This is a genomic window from Clostridium sp. 1001283B150225_161107_B6 (assembly GCF_015556325.1).
Taxonomy (GTDB): Bacteria; Bacillota; Clostridia; order Lachnospirales; family Lachnospiraceae; genus Enterocloster.
The window spans coordinates 48,182-64,451 of sequence record NZ_JADNMD010000015.1 but is presented as its reverse complement, the minus strand read 5'-3'; the positions used below and the strand labels follow the sequence as shown (position 1 = coordinate 64,451).

Here is a 16,270-nt window from a genome sequence, read left to right as displayed (position 1 = left end):
GCGCTCACCTCCTGTACTCAATGGGACGAGTCAGCTTAACGACAAAGCCCGCTGACACAAAGATGACCGCCGCTGTGATGGCCAGAATCACCTGTCCCAACGGCGTGTGCATCAACACATGATACCAGTCCTTATTCAGCAGATACATCAGCGGGATATTGCCGATGACAAAGATAACCATGATGAGGAATTCCTTGCGCGGCTCGGCAATCATATATTCCAGCTCTGCGTTCACATTACGCATATCGGAGAGCTTTGCCACAATGGGTGTCAGGGTGGTTTTCAGGCTTCGGTCGTGCTGACAGTCGCAGATGGCATCGCACCATTCGCGGAACACCTCATTGTCGATCCGGCTGCGCATTGCTTTGATGGCAGCTTCCACATCAGGATTCACCAGCTTGATCTGCATCAAAAAGTCCTTGAACACCTTGGAAACGGGCGGATTCAGATAGGCGATGTTTTCCTCCACTGCTGTCACAATATCTTCGGTACGCAGGTAGGCGGTTGTCACAACAGACAGAGCTGTTTCCAGCTCGGAAGCGATATCACGCTTATAGTGGTTTGCCGTCAGCTTCACATACCAGAACGGCAGGAACATAAAACCTACCGCCAGTACCGGAGCCATGAAAAAGTTGCCCAGTAAAATAGCGATGGAACCGCCCATGCAAAACATGGCAAGGGACGCCGCACACACCAAAGAAAAGCGGCTGCTGCGTCCGGTCATTTCCAGCACATCCTGCGCTTCCCGGATTTCTCTGCGCAGCGGGCCAACCTTTTTTCGCCCGGTGGAGGACTTGATATCTTCTCGAATGCTGCCCTTGGGACGAAGCAGAAATGCGAACAGGTTGTCCGTAAATTCCACCGGCTTCAGTCCGAGCAGCAGAAATGCGCCGACAATCAATCCGGCGCAGGCTAACAGTTGTATTACAGTCATGCAGTTTTTTCCTCCTTTCCCTGCGGCGCGCAGAGTTTTTTCAACAGATCCTGCGGCATTCCGTTTTCCATCAGGCGGCGGGCGAGGCTGTCCGAGATGGGGCTGACCTGCCGATGTTCGCCGGTGATGATGAATTTGCCGTTTTCAATGCGGTTTTCCGAAATCTGATACTGAAACAGCGGACGGAACTTTCTTGTGCCGTCTGGCAGAATCTCACATTCCATGATTTCCATCAAACGGCGGTCTTTGTTCTCAAGCTGTTTACAGAAAGCCACGATTGGGTACGCTTCGGTCACAAATCCCATCAGTGTTTCATCGCTCATATCAATAGCTCGTTTGCAGAGAGAAACCATACGGCGGTATGTTGCATCGCAGCTCATGGAGTGGATGGTGGTCACCACTGCCACACCGGTTCTGGCTGCCTCCTGTGCTGCATTGGCTTCCGGGCCGCGCATCTCACCGACTACAATCACATCCGGATTAAAACGCAGCGCCATATCCAGCAGCGCAATCTGATCCACCCGCTGGCGCTCATGCTCGCTATCGCGTGTCAGAGTATGGATGACCGAATTGACCACCTGACCATCCCGTCTGCGCACCAAAGCCAGCTCACGGGAACCGTTTTCGATGGTGTAAATGCGCTTACTGTCCGGAATTGTGGTTAAGAGCCACCCCAGCAGAGTGGTTTTACCGGAGCTGGTCGCGCCTGCCACGCACACGGATATACCATAGCGAATGCACTCCGAAAGAAAATCCAGCATTTCGCCGGTGGCAGTACCGCCGTTCACAAAGTCCTCTTTTTTCATGCTCTGGGGATTGACGATTCGGATGGACGCCGCCACACCCACATCTTCATCCACGATGGGTGATTTCAACACCGCAATGCGGATGTTCTTACTTAAATGGCCAAGCACGCTTGGACTGGCATCATCCAGTACCATACCGGAGACATGAAGCATTCGGCGCACCACATTGATGGCGTGTTCCGGGCTGTCAAAGTGTTCAGTCAGCTTTTTGGTAACGCCGCCCGAATACTGCACCTCCACATCATCCCATGCGTTGACATCAATTTCTTCAATGCCCTCGCCGTAGATATACTTGGTGAGAAAGCCGAACTCAGCCATCTCAGAATAAATGCCGCCAATCAGCTCATCGGTGGACATGCCCTCCACAGCGATGCGGTGATCCTGAATGTATTTCCCTGCATAGCGGCGAATCTGTGCTTTGACTTCTTCGCTGCCATCCCCGGTGACCAGATTACTGTACTCTTTGGAAAGGTACGCCTGCACCTCCCGCAGTACCGAGGTGAAATCACGATGAGTATCTCCGGCAGCAAAGAACAGGTCATGGGTTCGGAGGGCTTTCGCCCTTGCCGGTGCGTGGGATTCCTGCATGGCTGGTTCCGATTCCGACAACAAAACAGCTTCTTCCGGCTCCGGTGGCTGCCATCTATCCGGGGAAGGATAGTTCGGGCCGAATTGCAAATCAGTAAACTTTTCCGCTGCGGACTCTGCTTTTTTCTGTTCCGGCACAGGGATTTCTTCCGGAACAGCATCCACAGAATCCCCATAGAATGCGGATTTGCTGCGCTTTTCTCCTAACATCCGAACACCTCCTTTGTGATGGATTCCAGCGTTTTACGATAGCCACGGCTGTCTTTCAGGCTCAATTCCTTCATGAGATTTCCCTCCAGAACCTGCGCCGCCACTTCCTCTGAATGGGGAAGCTGAAAGGTCACACTGCCCAGCACCTGCTCAATATGGTCGCTGGCTTCATTGGGACGCACATTGCTGGCTACCTTGTACTGCTTTTCCGCATCCCATTGATTTTCTTTCAGCAACGGAAGCTGACTGGACAGGTAGCTGATGCTTTTCAGGTCACAGTTCACCAGCCGCAGCACCGCATCCGATTCCATCAGTGCAATGGCGGAAAGAATATCGTTTGCAATATGGCTGCTGCAATCAATGATGATATAGGGCGCAATGCTGCGCAGACAGTTCAGCAGTTCCTCGGCCTGCTGGCGCTCATAAACCGGATAGGTGTACTCGTTCTCACCCTTCCGCATTCCAAGAATGGTCAGGTGTCGGAATTTTTTATGCGTGATACAGTTATGGCGCACAAGGGATTCCGACACATGGCTGGCTGCAAGAACACTGCCAAGGGAATGTTCTTCCTCCAGTTCCCCCGGTGGACAGATGCAGGGAAGCATGGGGGTGTTCATGTCACACAGCAGAAGAGCCACATCTCGCTTTTGCATGGCAAGGCGCACCGCCAGCTTAACCGCCGTCACCGTTTTCCCGGAGCCGGGGCTGCCCCAGACCGCCAACACCTGATTATCATTTTCCGGTTCCTGCTCCTGCACATCTTCCCCTGCGTTTCGATGGAAAATACTGTTTTTCAGAAAATTCAAGGCTTATTCCACCTCACTTTCTGCAGTAGGTTCAGCAGGGTCAGACGCCTCCGTTTCCGTAGTTTCCGGCTGTGCTTCCGGTTCAGTCTGAGTTGTTTCTTCCTCAACAGGCGGATACAGCTCTGTCAGCACGGCTTCCTGCGCTTCAATGAATTTCACGCTGTTCGCTGCATCGCCGCGATAGGCAAGGGAGAGGTGCAGCTTGCCGTCTGCTTCCAGCTCCGCAAGGACTTTGCTCTGCTCTGGAGTAACCAAAAGTGTAACGGTTCCGGGAAGCTCCTTTTCACTGTCCTCGTCCTGTTCTCCGGTATTGGCATCATAGCCACTGGTGGCTGTAACAGCGATGACCTCTACATACTGCAGCTCGGCAGGAATGACCGTTGCGCCCTGCTTTTTATAGTCCGGTGCAATGACTGAAACGATATCCCCGCTCTGCAGCTTACCGGAAAGACCGTTGGCAAAGGCTTTCACCGAAACGGAAATCGCCTGTTTTTCCCCTGTCAGACTGTACAGATAGGCATTTTCGGCGGCAGGTTCGTCCGCGATTTTGGATGCGATGATGTAATCGCCGGGGACGAGGTCTGCGGAGGCAAACCTGCCCACGACAGTATCCAGGCTCTTTACCACATCCTCCGGCAAGTTGTAGCCGCCCACCTCTACGGTTTTCACCTTATCAGCGGTGATTTCCTCACCGGTTTTGACTGCCTTGACCACACGGACAATTTCCGCCTTTTCGCTGATGCTCTGGTTAAACAGCGGCGTAACGGCAAAGCAGATCACAAGGGACAGGATGATACAGATTACCCCGATGACAGTTCTATTTTTCAGAAAACTCATAAACGATTGTCCTCCTTATTTTCAAAGTGAGGGGCAGACCCCAAATCAAAGCCCGCCCGGATTGGTTACTGCGCCGGATACTTCTTGCGGCGACGGCAGAAAAAGGCAGCCAGAACGGCCACGGGAACAGCGGTGCAGAGGGTAATGATGAATTTCTTTTTCATAGGATAAATCCTCCAATCTTCATACAATAGGCGGCCAGTGTACCAGCCGCAAGGAACGGCCCTACCGGCAGGGGGATGCGCTCCCCCTGTCCGCAGAGCCGTCTGATACAGGAACAGACCGTGCCATAAACCACAAAAACGGCAAGCCCCAGCAGGGAGGCCATCAGGCTGGCCGGCAGTCCCAGCACCATGCCTGTGGCCGCCGCCAGCTTAATATCCCCGCCTCCGATGCCGCCCCGCCTGCAAAACAGCGCCACCACCAGATAAGGCATCGCCGCCAGAATACCCAGCAGGTTTGCAGGGGAAAAGCGCAGAAATATCAGCGCCCCAATGGCAGCCTGCAGCCCGTCAGGAATCTCCCGGCAGCGGATATCCCAAAGGGAAACCGCCAACATCAGGGAGAACAGCAGCGCCGCCTGCACTGGCAGAAGCATGGGAGTGAATGCCGCAGCCGCCTCACTTACCAGGACTGCCGGATTAACCGGCATAGTTGAACATTTCCTGAATACGACGGGTAAGGGTGGGCATGACTTGCTCGTTGAATAATGCATAAAGACCCGCCAGCAACAGCGCCCCCAGCACCACAGCTATCAATATTTTCACAGCCGTGTCAACGTAGCCCTCGCCGGAGGTTTCCATCAGCTTGCCCTTTGCCTGCAAGGCTTTCATTGTGACAGCAGTACGGAATTTCATGACCTGATTCTTGATCTTCTTCATTTTGATTTTCCTCCTTAAATTTTAGATTTTGATCGTGGGGTGGACAGTTACATTCCGGCCATCTGCTGACCGGGTGCGGGTGCTGCCTGTTCCTGTGCAGCCTGCGGGGCGGGCGTTGCCTGCGCCATCGTGATTGCCTGCTGATAGGCATCCAGCACAGCGCTGTGGAGCTGCTCCCGGAACTCTGCGGTCACAGGGAAGCAGACCTCCTTGTAACCATCCTGTGTTTTGCGGCTGGGCATAGAAACAAACAGGCCGTCCCTACCGCCCTCGACAATTTTGATTCCCCGGACGGCAAAGCATCCGTCGATGGTTGCCGAGGCATAGGCCCTTGTCCCGCCCTGTTGTCCGGGCGGGTACATGGAAGTGATTCGGATATCCAGTGTTGGCATGGTATTGGTTCCTCCTTTTGTTCTGCTTTTTCATTGGAAAAGCGTCCTTTCTGTGTCTATTCAGCATAAAAAGCAGACCGTGAATCCCGTCTGCTTAGAGCTGCATGGTCTGGGTGTGCGCCATCTGCTGGCCGGGCTGCTCAAACGACACCTGCTTAAAGCCAAAACGGTCAACGTAGTGAAAGGTGCTGCCGGTTTCATCGTACAGCTCCAGCACATCGCTCATGGAGAGGGAGTGTCCGGTATAGCTGGCCGGATGGTCGAGGTTGAATTTGGTGTAGAGCGCCTCTAAATCGTTGGTTTCCACCGCGCCGTCAAACACCTTCTGGTAATTGGCTGGGTCAGGCGGTCCGAAGTCCCGGCACAGCTCATCGTAGCTGATGAATTTCATGCGGATATCCACCTCCGGTTTAAGCTGCCAGACACGGCAGTCTTTCAATGCCTGCACCTCACGGATATTTCCGGAACCACTCATCAGCCGGTCGAACATCCCCTCTTTCCATCTGACCTCCCGGATGCCCCGCTGCTTTGTAAGAAAATCGTTCAGCTCCGCCCCCTGAAACATGGGGTCTGCCACGGCACAGCCATCTGCCACACGGCCCACCCGGCTGCCGTAGTAAACAATGATGCCGTTTTCGATATAGATTGGTTTCATGGGATTTCACCCCTTCCCGTCAAGGTTATGGATGCAGGCGGGGCTGGCAGCCGCCCCGTATCCCGCATAGTTGGTTAGTACTCTCTACTGCATGTTCATCCCTTGTGTAAAAAATGACTGTATGGATTCTTTTTGTGCCATCTGGCATGCTTTTCTCGCCTGCTTTATCAGCTCTAAGGATTCTTTTAAGGCAGCCTTTTCTGCCTCTGAATCGCAGGTGGCCTCCAGCGCCATCCTGATTGTCTTTTCAGCCTGCCTTAGAGCCGAGTCAACCCTTTCATAATGCTTCATATTTCTCCTTCTGGTTTTTGTACTGTCAGACTTATGTCATCTTCATTCCCTCCGCCCCGTCCAATTCCTGCCCGCTTTTCAATTCCTCCAGCGCCTGTTTGTCTGGATAAATCATCTGCCCGTTTATGACCTCCATCACAGCAAAATCATCCCGGTCGCAGATCAGCACCCTATGCTGGTAAGGCTTCTGCATCTCCACATAGTCCCTGACCTCCTGCGGGCTACACAGCCAGACCCCCGCCGCATACCGGCCATCCTCCAAAAAACTGTAGCCGGAATACTGGGGTTCGTGGGTGGAAAGATCCAGCGCCCCGGAAGGGCGGATCTGGGAGAGCTGGAGCCTGGCGTCATCGGGCAAAAGCCCCGGCCTCAGCGTCCCTACCACATCACTGCGGAAAAACCGGCATGGCTCCCCGGTGGATAAGGACACCAGAAACACAGAACGGCCCATGGGATTGGCATTCGCCCCATTCCCGCCCGTGCAAAAGAAAAGCTGCCCCGGATGATCTTCGGGCAGCACGGTTTGGGACAGGACGACAACCTTTCCTTTCAGTGAAAAAGCAAAGCCGGTCTGATCACAGTCCTGTGCAGAAAAAGTTTTCATGGTATTGTCACTCCTTCCTCTGGAGCAGGGCGCTCAGTTCGCCGATCAGCTCCAGCCTGGTAGTGTCCGGCATGGATTTGAATGCCGCCCGCACATAGGCCTCCACCGCCTCCGGGGACTGGTCGCCCGCCTCCACGATATCCACCTTGCGTACCGTCACTTTTCCATCCGCAAGGCCAAGCCGCACAATATCGCCGTATTCCATCTTCGCCGCATCCCGCAGCGCCTTGGGGATCAGCACACGGCCCTTACCGTCCACCAACTTGTAAATGGGTTTATTCATCGAAATATCCTCCCTTCTCTAACGCAGACATCACTTCCTCCGGTTCAATCCCCAGCGCCTCCAGCAAATCAAACAGCGGCTGGTTTGCCCGCTGCAGGGGCTGCTCCGCCCCAATCAGCAGCACACCTGGCAGGGTTTCCACCGTCAGGTCACTGTCCGGCGGGATGCCCGCCGCTTCCAGCATCACATTGGGGATGGAAAGGACGCCCAGCTCCACCCCATCCTCATATTTTTTCTTTTCTGCCTGTTCCATGTTTCCTCTCTTTCCGGGCTTTACGCCCCTGAAACTTCATAGTGGATATCCTCATCTTCATTCTCGCCGCACAATGCGAACAGGTGGAGCTGCTGGGGCTTTGTCCTCTCCAGCTCGCCCGGATCATAGTTGGTAATGATGACCTCCGGGAACTCGCAGCCGCCCTCATACCGCTGCGCCAGGTTATTGATGCGGGTAACGGCGGTAATGGTGTACCCGGCGTACAGTTCCCGGATAAATTCACAGTCGTTGTAGCTGACCATCCATTTCCCCCTGCTCTGGGCCAGCGCGTCCCGGAGCCTTGCGTGATCCTCCCTGCGGAACACCACCGCATAGTGGCCTTCGGTTTCGTAATAAGGCGGGTCGCAATAGAAAAAGGCGCTGTCCCGGTCGTACTGCCGGATCAACGCCTCAAAATCTTTATTTTCCACCACCGTATCCGCCAGCCTGCGGGACGCCTGCCAGATGGCGGCAAAGCATTTCCGCACATCAAAGGGCTGGCAGCCATAGGAGGTACAGCCACTCCCGTAGCTGTAACGGATCAGCTTGAAAAATGCCGCCGCCCGCTTTACGTCCGTCACCTCGGCATTTTCGAGCAGGATGGCCTTCAGTTCCTCAAACTCCGGTTGAGCAAGGAGGTGTTCCGCCAGCTCCAGTTCCTCATCCAGAAACCGGGTATCAAATACCTGCTTGTCGATAAAATCCCGAAGCACCGTAAACTCATCCCGGCTGTTCAGGGGCAGGAATCCCAGCTCCCGCAAAAAAGCTCCCGTCCGGTTCTTCACGCAGTAGAACAGGTTGGCCAGGTTGGAATTGTAGTCGTTATAGACCTCCATGCATTTCTGGTCGGGCTGCTTGCCAAACAGCACCCAGCCTCCGCCTCCGAACACCTCGATGTAACGGTCAAACTTTGCCGGGAACATGGTATAGATCAGCTTGCGGAGGGCTTTCTTGCCGCCCACCCAGCTAATAAAACTATTGATATCACATCACCTCCATTCGCACCGCCGTCCGCTTAACGCATGGCAAACACATCCGCCAACAGATATCCTTCCTTTGTCGCGTCAAATACTGCCCTCGCATTTTCCTTTCTCTGTTTTACTGCATTGTCATGCCCTGCCGGGGTATGGCGGTGTATTCCTGCCGGAACGACCGGTCGTTCCGGGCAATCATGCCATAGGCGGTGGACACAAAAGCGCTTCCCTCAAGCTGCCGTTTCCCATAACCGCTAAAATCGAAATTGAAAAACGCCGGGTCGTCTGTATCCAGCCCCGCTTCCCGCAGCACATATTCCGCATAGTCTTCCGGAGAGACAATCTTTGGGTCGAAGTCATAGCAGTCCAGGTTCCCCGCAATGTCCAGCGCCATATCCAGCTCATTGCACAGTTCCAACTCCAGCACGGCCTTATACTTCATCAGTGTCCTGTCATCGGAGAATTTTTTAATCCTCCACGCCAGTGTGTTCAGCTTTTCCATGTCCTCATCCCCGGCAAACGGATAGCGCAGCGCAGGAACCATGCTCTTTGTCTCGGCAATTCTGCAGTCATCAAAGGTTGTTTCTTTCAGGGAATACAGCGCCTCCCTCATAGCCGCTTCATCGGCCGGCAGCTCCAGCCACACGCCGGTATTCTGCCCCTCATCGCTGTCGGCGGCCTCTAGCCGCAGGGAAATCACTCCGTCATGGGCATCCATCTGTTCCGGCGGATGGATGCCATCGTAAAGCTCCGACCCGTCCGGGGTACTGCGGGATACATATCCCCTCGATATAAACGTCCCCTGCTCGCTGCGCCGGAGGGCAGAGCCAATCTTTTCCTCATCCAAAAGCTCCATGACTTCATCCGGCAGACCTTCCAGCCAGTCCAGCATTTCATTCTCGATGCAGAGTTCTCCCAGAACGCGGTCATTGACCACGCCTAGATAAAACGCAAAATGTTCCAGCCTGTAAGCCGCATTGATCAGCTCCTTCATGGTCATGGGATGGTCGATATCCCCATCCTGCCTCAGTTTCAAAATGCCCTCATAAATGCCCCACTGGCTGTCATTCATCCGGCACACTTTTTCTGCCAGCAGGTTTAATTCCTGAAGGGTAAACGGCGCCGCATCCGACAGCGCATTTTTAAGGAATCCCGGACAGCCTCTGGACATCTGCACGTTATATTCATCGCCTTCCTGCGCCAGAGCCCGCTGCAGGGCATCCGACAGCTCATATCTGCCGGCCGGCAAGCGCAGCAATGCGGGCTGATATCCGGATCTGCGCCTGTATTTTTGTGCCGTGATGCAGACCTCCATGGGGCGGCAGCTTTTTAGCTCCTGTTCCATCAGCATCGCCGCATCAGGGCCATCATTATAAAAGGAAACATACAGTTCTCCCCCATTGACGGCAATGGCCTGCTTCGCAAAAGACCTTCCCCATCCGTCCTTTGCCTGTCTGCTCCATTCCCTCCGCACCGCTCTCATTTCTTCTGAGGACAGCGGGCCGTCTGTCTGCACCTCCAGAACGCCCCACAAACGCCCGCCATATGCTTCCGCCGTAGGGAGCATACGGATTACCCGTGCCTTTAAGCCTTCCTCCTCCAGAAATTCCGCCAACCCGCCGGAACCCATATGCTCCCGGTTCATCCTCTCAATTTCCCTCTGGACAAGGCTTGCATACTCTGCCGTTTCGTAGGAAGTGAGAAATCTACTGTCCTCTTTTCTTACCCCATTCTCATCTTTTTCGTACAGTTCCCCCTCTAAGGGAGTGAACAGCCGAAAAAATGAGCGTGGCTTTTGTCCCTGTTCCATCCTGTTTCCTCCCCTCTACCGCATCCCCAGTCTGAAACCCTGGGACTGGGAATCTTTCAGTTCCTGCTCTGTCTGTATGGAAAAATCCCTGCCGGAATTCCAGAAGCTGACGTAAAGCTCGCCGTCCTCCGTCCTGATGGGACGCTGCTCAAAGCCCTCGCCCCAGCCGTCACTGCATTGCCCCTCCCATTCAGAGACAAGGGCCTGCAGTTCATCGGCGGAAAGCTCCCCGTAAGTCTGCACCTCCAGCACACCCCACAGCTCGTCCTGCCAGACCTCCACGGTGGGGTTCATGCTGTAAACTTTGCGTTCCAGCGGCTCATCCAGATAGACGGCAAGCCCCCGCTGTCCTTCGTCCTCCAGCCGTTCTTTCTGGAGCATCCCCAGGATTTCATCCTCATGGGCGCACAGCTCATAAGGGCTGACATCCTCCGGACAGTATGAAAGATCTCCCCATTCGGTGCGGGGATAAATGCTTGCAGCCAGCGGACTGAACAGCCGCAGGGAAACCAGTTTTTCATGCTCACTCATTAGTCCATCCTTTCTGTGGCCAGTACAGCCACACCATAGCGGCAAATCAGGAACGCCGTCACCACCAGCCGGAATGCCTCATCGCTTACCAGCTCCGGGTCAGTCAGCTCCGACAGGCTGATATGACTGGTTCCCTTGTATAGATCCTTTGCTGTGTGAAACAAAACATAGCCATCCAAATCGACGCCGTGGATGCGGATGGTCCCAAAGTCAATAAAATCCGGCTGAATCGACGAAATGGATCTGCTCCACAGAAACGTGTCAGCAGTTAACAGGTATAGCGCCGCACACCAGCCATTCCTGTCCGGCATCTGTCCCTGCTCCTGCCAGGACTTCTCAAAACGGTTCCGGTGCCCGCCGTCAGTGAAGACTGCCCGCGGCCTGGCCGACAGATGGGACACGCGGCTCACAAAGGGGCGTTCCCGCACCTCTGCGGTAAGTACGCCCAGCAGGGCGGAAAAGGGGACACAGCCCGCTGCAAGCCGTTCCTGCAGGCAGACGCAGCCGGACGGGTTTTGACAGCTTCCTTTTCTGCCCTGATAGATACAGCAGCCGCAGTCACAGTCACAGTCACGGGCGGTATAGGAAATCCGGCTTATGCTTATCCCGCTCCTGCGGGGCGTAAAACCAGGAATCCTCTGCATCTCAAATTCCGTATTTGCATAAGGGGTGTTGCTCATAAATCTTGCATTCATGGTTCTCAGTCCTTTCATTATGTTTTTTCAGCCAATCCTCCTACTTGCAGAAATGAAAAAAGAGCGGTCATGTTCTCGTAAAAACGAAAAACGTAACCGCTCATCCTTGTTCTGTTCTGCTTTCAGAAGCGCCGTCTATATGGAAAAGGGGATGGCCAGTTCTGACGCTGTCCATCCCCTGAAATATCGTGTTTCATCTGCCAGATACCCGATGTCATCTGTGGAAAGGGCAAAAAAACGAGGTCAAAAACGTCCGTTTTTGGCCTCATTTTTCGCCTGTTTTTTGCTCCAAAACCACAACATCTTGTGGTATAACCGCTCTATTTTTCCTTTCTACCACAAAACGTCATCATTATCACTGCTTCAACGTGCACCGTCCCACCAAACATATCCACCGGCCAAGCCTCCACCGCCCGATACCCCAGCTTCTTCATATACCTCACATCCCTGGCCAGTGTTTCCGGATTACACGACACATACACAACCTTCCCAGCTCCAAGCCTTCCGACTGCATCCATGAATTCCTCCGTACTTCCGCTTCTGGGAGGGTCCATAATAACTACATCGGCCTTTTCACCCTGTTCAGCCATATTTACCAGGAAACGGCCGGCATCATTGCAATAAAAACGAATATTTTCGATTCCGTTCATCTTTGCATTACTAACCGCATCCCTAACTGCATCCTGATTCAGCTCCACTCCAATAACTTTCCCTGCTGTCTTGCTTGCAATGATGCCAATGGTCCCAATACCGCAGTATGCATCCACCACCAGTTCCTGTCCGGTCAGGCCGGCCAGAGACAGCGCCTTTTCATAGAGAACCTCAGTCTGCACCGAGTTCACCTGATAGAACGACTTTGACGATATACGGAACCTGCATCCGCACAGCTCATCCACAATATAACCCTTTCCATACAGTATATGCTCCTTATCTCCCAGAACCATACTGGTCCCTCTGCCATTGATATTCTGGACAATGGTGGTAATCTCCGGATGTTTCTCCCGCAAAGCTTTAACGAAGTTATTCTTAGACGGAAACACAGGAGAAGCAGTAACCAAAACCACCATGATTTCCCCTGTGGAAAATCCCCGGCGGATTAGGACATGCCTCAGAAGTCCAAAACCAGTATCTTCGTCATACGTCCTAATTTTAAATGATTTAAGCATTCCGCGTATGGTACCGATAATCTCGTCCGCCTTCTGGTCCTCTAAAAGACATTTTTCCACGGGAACTACATGATGGGTATTTTCTTCATATATGCCAGATATGATATTACCTCTTTTGTCCCTGTCAAATACAGCATGCACTTTATTACGATAATGGAAAGGATTTTTCATGCCTATGATAGGCTTTACAGGACAGAGCCCTTTTAGCAGCTCTTCCACTTGTTTCTGCTTAAACTTAAGCTGTTCTGCATACTCCATATCCAACAATTGGCAGCCCCCGCACTGATTCATCACAGGGCAGATACTCTTACCCTTTTTAGCACTACGCCCTGCATATGAGCCGCCCTTTTTATAATCCCCTCTCCCAGCTTCCCCAGCAAATGCCCTGCTGTTCCGCTTTATTTGTAACGGCAAACCATCACCGCTTTTATGTTCACTTAATAAACCGCCTTCCTTGCCTTTCTCCCGGCTATTCCGCTTTGCAAAAACATCCTCATCCTTCACAAACTGACCTTTAATCCGCTCACCAGCCCTATTGTCCTTCTGAGCTCCTCTTCTATTCACCTTCCGTACGCCTGCTCCATTATCCTTCCGCACTCCTACACTATTATCCTTCTGCACTCCAGCCCTATTGTCCTTCCGCACTCCACCCCCATTATCCTTCCGCACTCCACCCCCATCTCTCTTCCGTTCCCAAGCATTATCTCCAAACCGTTCTCCACTCCATTCCCCCTCTTTTCCTCTGTTTCTATTCCTATCCCTCTCCCCATCCTGTATTTTACCTGTTATCTTCCCGCTTTTGCCAATACCAGTCTTACTCTCACCGGTCCTCACCTTATGTCTGCTGTCCATTCCTTTAACTTTAGTCCCGCTTCCTCCGTTCCTGATTCCTGTACCCGCACTTTTATCTTTCTTTTTATTCACTCTTCCATCCATCGCTCTATCCATTTTTCCGTCTCCTAATATTCACATTAATTTCCTATACCTGCAACAATCCCCAGTCCAACTCCATCTGACACTTCCCTGTTTGAATTCATTCTGATTGCTATTCATATTCAGACACAGTTCACCTGCCATCCGAATTTCCTTCCTATTCCCCTGACTTCCTCCCACTGCCACTCTACCCGCCTGTCAAATCCCACTTTCACTTTCTAATATCTCTGGGTTTCCAAACATCCCACTTCTATGGCTCCCAATCTCCCCGTCAAATGTTCTCAAACATCCTCTCACTTAAAATCCCTATGGCCATTCTACCATATATTTTCCCTGATGTATAACCATATCAATTGACCAAAGCACGCATCTCACTATCCTCCTCCTGTGTTCTTCCCCTTCCCTTATGTGCTTCTGATTCCTTCACAACATATCTGCCGTCCCCATAGCAGCCTCACCATCCCCCAAAAAAGGCCGGACACCTCCTGCAGCACTGCTCTGCATTCTGCAATGCCGCCGGACTGCCCAGCCACCTTTAACCTGCTAATCCCACGTCGCGTCACCAACGTTTAACCCAACCCCCAACACCCGCTATCTGCACCGGGGCAAGACTGAAAACCAGCTCCAGCCCCATCCCTTCCACTATTTCTCAATCCGTACACCCCTGCTGCCAGCTTCACCCTCATCCCCAAACCTGCCCAAACCATAACTACACCCTGCACACCCCCAAAAAACACCTATTCCCCTTCCCCATATCTCAAACCGCCTTCGTAGCCTCAAACCGCCTCCGTAGCCTCAGACAGCCACGCTCTCTCATCCTCGTCCAGATACGGACTAATCTTCTCATACACCTGCTTATGATACCGGTTCAGCAGTTCCACATCCCGGTCAGACATAATCTCCCGGTCAATTACCTCTAAATCAATGGGAACATATGTCAGATATTCAAACCGCAGGAACTGTCCGTATTCATTCTTCTCATCCTCAACACACAGAACCAGATTCTCCGTCCTGATTCCATGGCTTCCTTCAATATACACTCCCGGTTCATCCGATGTAATCATGCCGGCTTCCATCACCGCATTGTCCTGGCGCTCCGGAACCATCTTGAAGCGGATGCCGTTGGGGCGCTCATGCACACTGGACAAGTAGCTGACTCCATGGCCGGTGCCATGTTCATAGTTAAGCCCTCTCCTCCACAATGGCTCCCTGGCTGCATAGTCAATACTGAGTCCGCGGCAGCCGTGAAGAAACTTTACATCCCCCAGACGCAGCATGCTCATAAGCACCAAGGTAAAATGCTCCCTTTCCTCATCTGTCACCGGTCCCAGGGCAATGGTCCTGGTAATGTCCGTTGTTCCCTCGTAATACTGGCCCCCGGAATCAATGAGATACAGTCCCCTGGGCTCCAGAGGCAGATTGCTCTCAGGCGTGGCTGAGTAGTGGCACATAGCTGCATGTGCTCCGTATGCGGATATGGTTGCAAAGCTCAGTCCAATGCATCCCTCCTGGTCCTTGCGCAGTTTCTCAAGATAGTCCGACACACTGATTTCATCCATTGGAATCCGGCCCATATTTGTTTTCAGCCAATAGATAAACTTGGTCATGGCCACGCCGTCCTTGATATGGGCCCGCTTTTCATTTTCTATTTCAACCTTATTCTTAACCGCTTTCATGGCTGCCGTCGGGTTCATTCTGTCAATCACTTTATTGGAACCGTCAATCAGGCGGTACACAGCATAGTTGACACGGCATTTCTCCAGCAGTACCCTCTCTCCCCTAAGTTCCTCCGCCATGCGGTATATACCATCATAAGGCATCACGGTGACGCCTGCTCGTTCCAGGTATTCCTTCACGCTTATGTCCTCTGCATCCTCCAGATACGGATAAGCTTTTCCTTCCAGCACACTGCTGTTGACAAAGAGATACAACTGGTCCATGGTCACCAGGGCATATGATAATACCACCGGATTGTACAGGATGTCATTGCCTCTGATATTTAACAGCCATGCAATATCATCCAGAGAGGTAAGCACATGGACAGATGCATGGGCCTTTTTCATGGCCTCCCTCACATCCGCTATCTTATCGGATGCGCTCTTTCCTGCATACCGCTCATCCAGGACCCATGCAGGTTCTGCTGACAGCTCAGGCCGGTCTTTCCATATCATGCCTGTCAGGTCTTCCCCATAAGAAATGTGTGCGCCCCGTTCCTCCAGCAGTTCCTCCAAATCAAGTCCTTCGGCCGCATTGACGACCCGGCCGTCAAATCCCAGACAGCCTCCCTCAGGCATCTTTTCATCCAGGTATTCTCCCAGAGACGGTACGCCCTCCTGTCCCATCCTCATCATGGTCACCGTGGTATCCTTTAATTGGGCCGCTGCCTGCACATAGTACCGGCCGTCCACCCAAAGGCAGGCTTCGTCCATGGTCACCAGGGCCGTACCGGCCGAGCCGGTGAATCCAGTCATATATTTCCTGCATTTGAAATGCTCTCCCACATATTCAGATTCGTGGAAATCAGCTGTGGGTATCATATACGCATCCATTCCCCGCTCTTTCATCAATTCCCGCAGCGCATCCAACCTGCCCTGAATTACATTCATACTATTATCCATCCT

The 16,270-nt window shown here is 52.8% G+C and carries 19 protein-coding genes; all 19 read right to left on the bottom strand.

What is annotated here, in order from left to right:
- Positions 1–4: 4 nt before the first annotated feature.
- The 19 genes from I2H39_RS25165 to I2H39_RS25080 all read right to left on the bottom strand — a co-directional run bounded on the left by I2H39_RS25165 (position 5) and on the right by I2H39_RS25080 (position 16,255).
- The gene (locus I2H39_RS25165) at positions 5–934 is read right to left on the bottom strand and encodes a hypothetical protein (protein WP_195627789.1); all 930 of its coding nucleotides are present in this window, start codon (positions 932–934) and stop codon (positions 5–7) included.
- Positions 931–2,328: an ATPase, T2SS/T4P/T4SS family gene (locus I2H39_RS25160; RefSeq protein ID WP_347708608.1), complete on the bottom strand. Its 1,398-nt coding sequence runs from the start codon at positions 2,326–2,328 to the stop codon at positions 931–933. Before I2H39_RS25160 ends, I2H39_RS25165 begins: the two co-directional genes overlap by 4 nt.
- A gap of 203 nt (positions 2,329–2,531) precedes the next feature.
- Positions 2,532–3,344, bottom strand: a complete 813-nt coding sequence (locus tag I2H39_RS25155; protein WP_195627787.1) for an AAA family ATPase — start codon at positions 3,342–3,344, stop codon at positions 2,532–2,534.
- A gap of 3 nt (positions 3,345–3,347) precedes the next feature.
- Positions 3,348–4,181, bottom strand: a complete 834-nt coding sequence (cpaB, locus tag I2H39_RS25150; RefSeq protein ID WP_195627786.1) for a Flp pilus assembly protein CpaB — start codon at positions 4,179–4,181, stop codon at positions 3,348–3,350.
- A 160-nt stretch (positions 4,182–4,341) separates the two neighbouring features.
- Positions 4,342–4,833, bottom strand: a complete 492-nt coding sequence (locus tag I2H39_RS25145; protein ID WP_195627785.1) for a prepilin peptidase — start codon at positions 4,831–4,833, stop codon at positions 4,342–4,344.
- Positions 4,823–5,014 (bottom strand): DUF6133 family protein, encoded by a 192-nt coding sequence (locus tag I2H39_RS25140; RefSeq protein WP_347708607.1) that lies wholly within the window; start codon positions 5,012–5,014, stop codon positions 4,823–4,825. Before I2H39_RS25140 ends, I2H39_RS25145 begins: the two co-directional genes overlap by 11 nt.
- A gap of 95 nt (positions 5,015–5,109) precedes the next feature.
- Positions 5,110–5,454, bottom strand: coding sequence for a SpoVG family protein (locus tag I2H39_RS25135; protein ID WP_195627783.1), 345 nt, complete (start codon positions 5,452–5,454; stop codon positions 5,110–5,112).
- Positions 5,455–5,548: 94 nt separating this feature from the next.
- Complete coding sequence (locus I2H39_RS25130) at positions 5,549–6,109, bottom strand: YodL domain-containing protein (RefSeq protein WP_195627782.1); 561 nt, start codon at positions 6,107–6,109, stop codon at positions 5,549–5,551.
- Between the two features lie 84 nt (positions 6,110–6,193).
- Complete coding sequence (locus tag I2H39_RS25125) at positions 6,194–6,400, bottom strand: hypothetical protein (RefSeq protein WP_195627781.1); 207 nt, start codon at positions 6,398–6,400, stop codon at positions 6,194–6,196.
- Positions 6,401–6,431: 31 nt separating this feature from the next.
- The gene (locus tag I2H39_RS25120) at positions 6,432–7,004 is read right to left on the bottom strand and encodes a hypothetical protein (protein ID WP_195627780.1); all 573 of its coding nucleotides are present in this window, start codon (positions 7,002–7,004) and stop codon (positions 6,432–6,434) included.
- Positions 7,005–7,011: 7 nt separating this feature from the next.
- On the bottom strand, positions 7,012–7,287 hold the full coding sequence (locus I2H39_RS25115) for an AbrB family transcriptional regulator (RefSeq protein ID WP_195627779.1): 276 nt from the start codon (positions 7,285–7,287) through the stop codon (positions 7,012–7,014).
- Positions 7,280–7,540, bottom strand: coding sequence for a hypothetical protein (locus I2H39_RS25110; RefSeq protein ID WP_195627778.1), 261 nt, complete (start codon positions 7,538–7,540; stop codon positions 7,280–7,282). Before I2H39_RS25110 ends, I2H39_RS25115 begins: the two co-directional genes overlap by 8 nt.
- 20 nt (positions 7,541–7,560) lie before the next feature.
- Positions 7,561–8,523, bottom strand: a complete 963-nt coding sequence (locus I2H39_RS25105) for a DNA adenine methylase (RefSeq protein ID WP_227147469.1) — start codon at positions 8,521–8,523, stop codon at positions 7,561–7,563.
- Positions 8,524–8,638: 115 nt separating this feature from the next.
- Positions 8,639–10,324, bottom strand: a complete 1,686-nt coding sequence (locus I2H39_RS25100) for an antirestriction protein ArdA (RefSeq protein ID WP_227147459.1) — start codon at positions 10,322–10,324, stop codon at positions 8,639–8,641.
- Between the two features lie 15 nt (positions 10,325–10,339).
- The gene (locus I2H39_RS25095; protein ID WP_195627776.1) at positions 10,340–10,855 is read right to left on the bottom strand and encodes a hypothetical protein; all 516 of its coding nucleotides are present in this window, start codon (positions 10,853–10,855) and stop codon (positions 10,340–10,342) included.
- A complete protein-coding gene (locus I2H39_RS25090; RefSeq protein WP_240305636.1) occupies positions 10,855–11,568 on the bottom strand; it encodes a hypothetical protein in 714 nt (237 codons plus the stop codon). Before I2H39_RS25090 ends, I2H39_RS25095 begins: the two co-directional genes overlap by 1 nt.
- Positions 11,569–11,870: 302 nt before the next feature.
- The gene (rlmD, locus tag I2H39_RS25085; protein ID WP_347708606.1) at positions 11,871–13,280 is read right to left on the bottom strand and encodes a 23S rRNA (uracil(1939)-C(5))-methyltransferase RlmD; all 1,410 of its coding nucleotides are present in this window, start codon (positions 13,278–13,280) and stop codon (positions 11,871–11,873) included.
- 35 nt (positions 13,281–13,315) lie between these two features.
- The gene (locus tag I2H39_RS29700) at positions 13,316–13,486 is read right to left on the bottom strand and encodes a hypothetical protein (RefSeq protein WP_227147476.1); all 171 of its coding nucleotides are present in this window, start codon (positions 13,484–13,486) and stop codon (positions 13,316–13,318) included.
- A gap of 939 nt (positions 13,487–14,425) precedes the next feature.
- Complete coding sequence (locus I2H39_RS25080) at positions 14,426–16,255, bottom strand: aminopeptidase P family protein (protein ID WP_138311311.1); 1,830 nt, start codon at positions 16,253–16,255, stop codon at positions 14,426–14,428.
- Between the last annotated feature and the right edge of the window lie 15 nt (positions 16,256–16,270).

Bases quoted from the DNA above. Each gene is read 5' to 3' on its own strand.
- I2H39_RS25165 (WP_195627789.1), bottom strand. From the start codon at position 934: ATGACTGTAATACAACTGTTAGCCTGCGCCGGATTGATTGTCGGCGCA.
- I2H39_RS25160 (WP_347708608.1), bottom strand. From the start codon at position 2,328: ATGCAGGAATCCCACGCACCGGCAAGGGCGAAAGCCCTCCGAACCCAT.
- cpaB (WP_195627786.1), bottom strand. From the start codon at position 4,181: ATGAGTTTTCTGAAAAATAGAACTGTCATCGGGGTAATCTGTATCATC.
- I2H39_RS25145 (WP_195627785.1), bottom strand. From the start codon at position 4,833: ATGCCGGTTAATCCGGCAGTCCTGGTAAGTGAGGCGGCTGCGGCATTC.
- I2H39_RS25140 (WP_347708607.1), bottom strand. From the start codon at position 5,014: ATGAAAGCCTTGCAGGCAAAGGGCAAGCTGATGGAAACCTCCGGCGAG.
- I2H39_RS25135 (WP_195627783.1), bottom strand. From the start codon at position 5,454: ATGCCAACACTGGATATCCGAATCACTTCCATGTACCCGCCCGGACAA.
- I2H39_RS25130 (WP_195627782.1), bottom strand. From the start codon at position 6,109: ATGAAACCAATCTATATCGAAAACGGCATCATTGTTTACTACGGCAGC.
- I2H39_RS25125 (WP_195627781.1), bottom strand. From the start codon at position 6,400: ATGAAGCATTATGAAAGGGTTGACTCGGCTCTAAGGCAGGCTGAAAAG.
- I2H39_RS25120 (WP_195627780.1), bottom strand. From the start codon at position 7,004: ATGAAAACTTTTTCTGCACAGGACTGTGATCAGACCGGCTTTGCTTTT.
- I2H39_RS25115 (WP_195627779.1), bottom strand. From the start codon at position 7,287: ATGAATAAACCCATTTACAAGTTGGTGGACGGTAAGGGCCGTGTGCTG.
- I2H39_RS25110 (WP_195627778.1), bottom strand. From the start codon at position 7,540: ATGGAACAGGCAGAAAAGAAAAAATATGAGGATGGGGTGGAGCTGGGC.
- I2H39_RS25100 (WP_227147459.1), bottom strand. From the start codon at position 10,324: ATGGAACAGGGACAAAAGCCACGCTCATTTTTTCGGCTGTTCACTCCC.
- I2H39_RS25095 (WP_195627776.1), bottom strand. From the start codon at position 10,855: ATGAGTGAGCATGAAAAACTGGTTTCCCTGCGGCTGTTCAGTCCGCTG.
- I2H39_RS25090 (WP_240305636.1), bottom strand. From the start codon at position 11,568: ATGAAAGGACTGAGAACCATGAATGCAAGATTTATGAGCAACACCCCT.
- I2H39_RS29700 (WP_227147476.1), bottom strand. From the start codon at position 13,486: ATGGGGAGAGGGATAGGAATAGAAACAGAGGAAAAGAGGGGGAATGGA.
- I2H39_RS25080 (WP_138311311.1), bottom strand. From the start codon at position 16,255: ATGAATGTAATTCAGGGCAGGTTGGATGCGCTGCGGGAATTGATGAAA.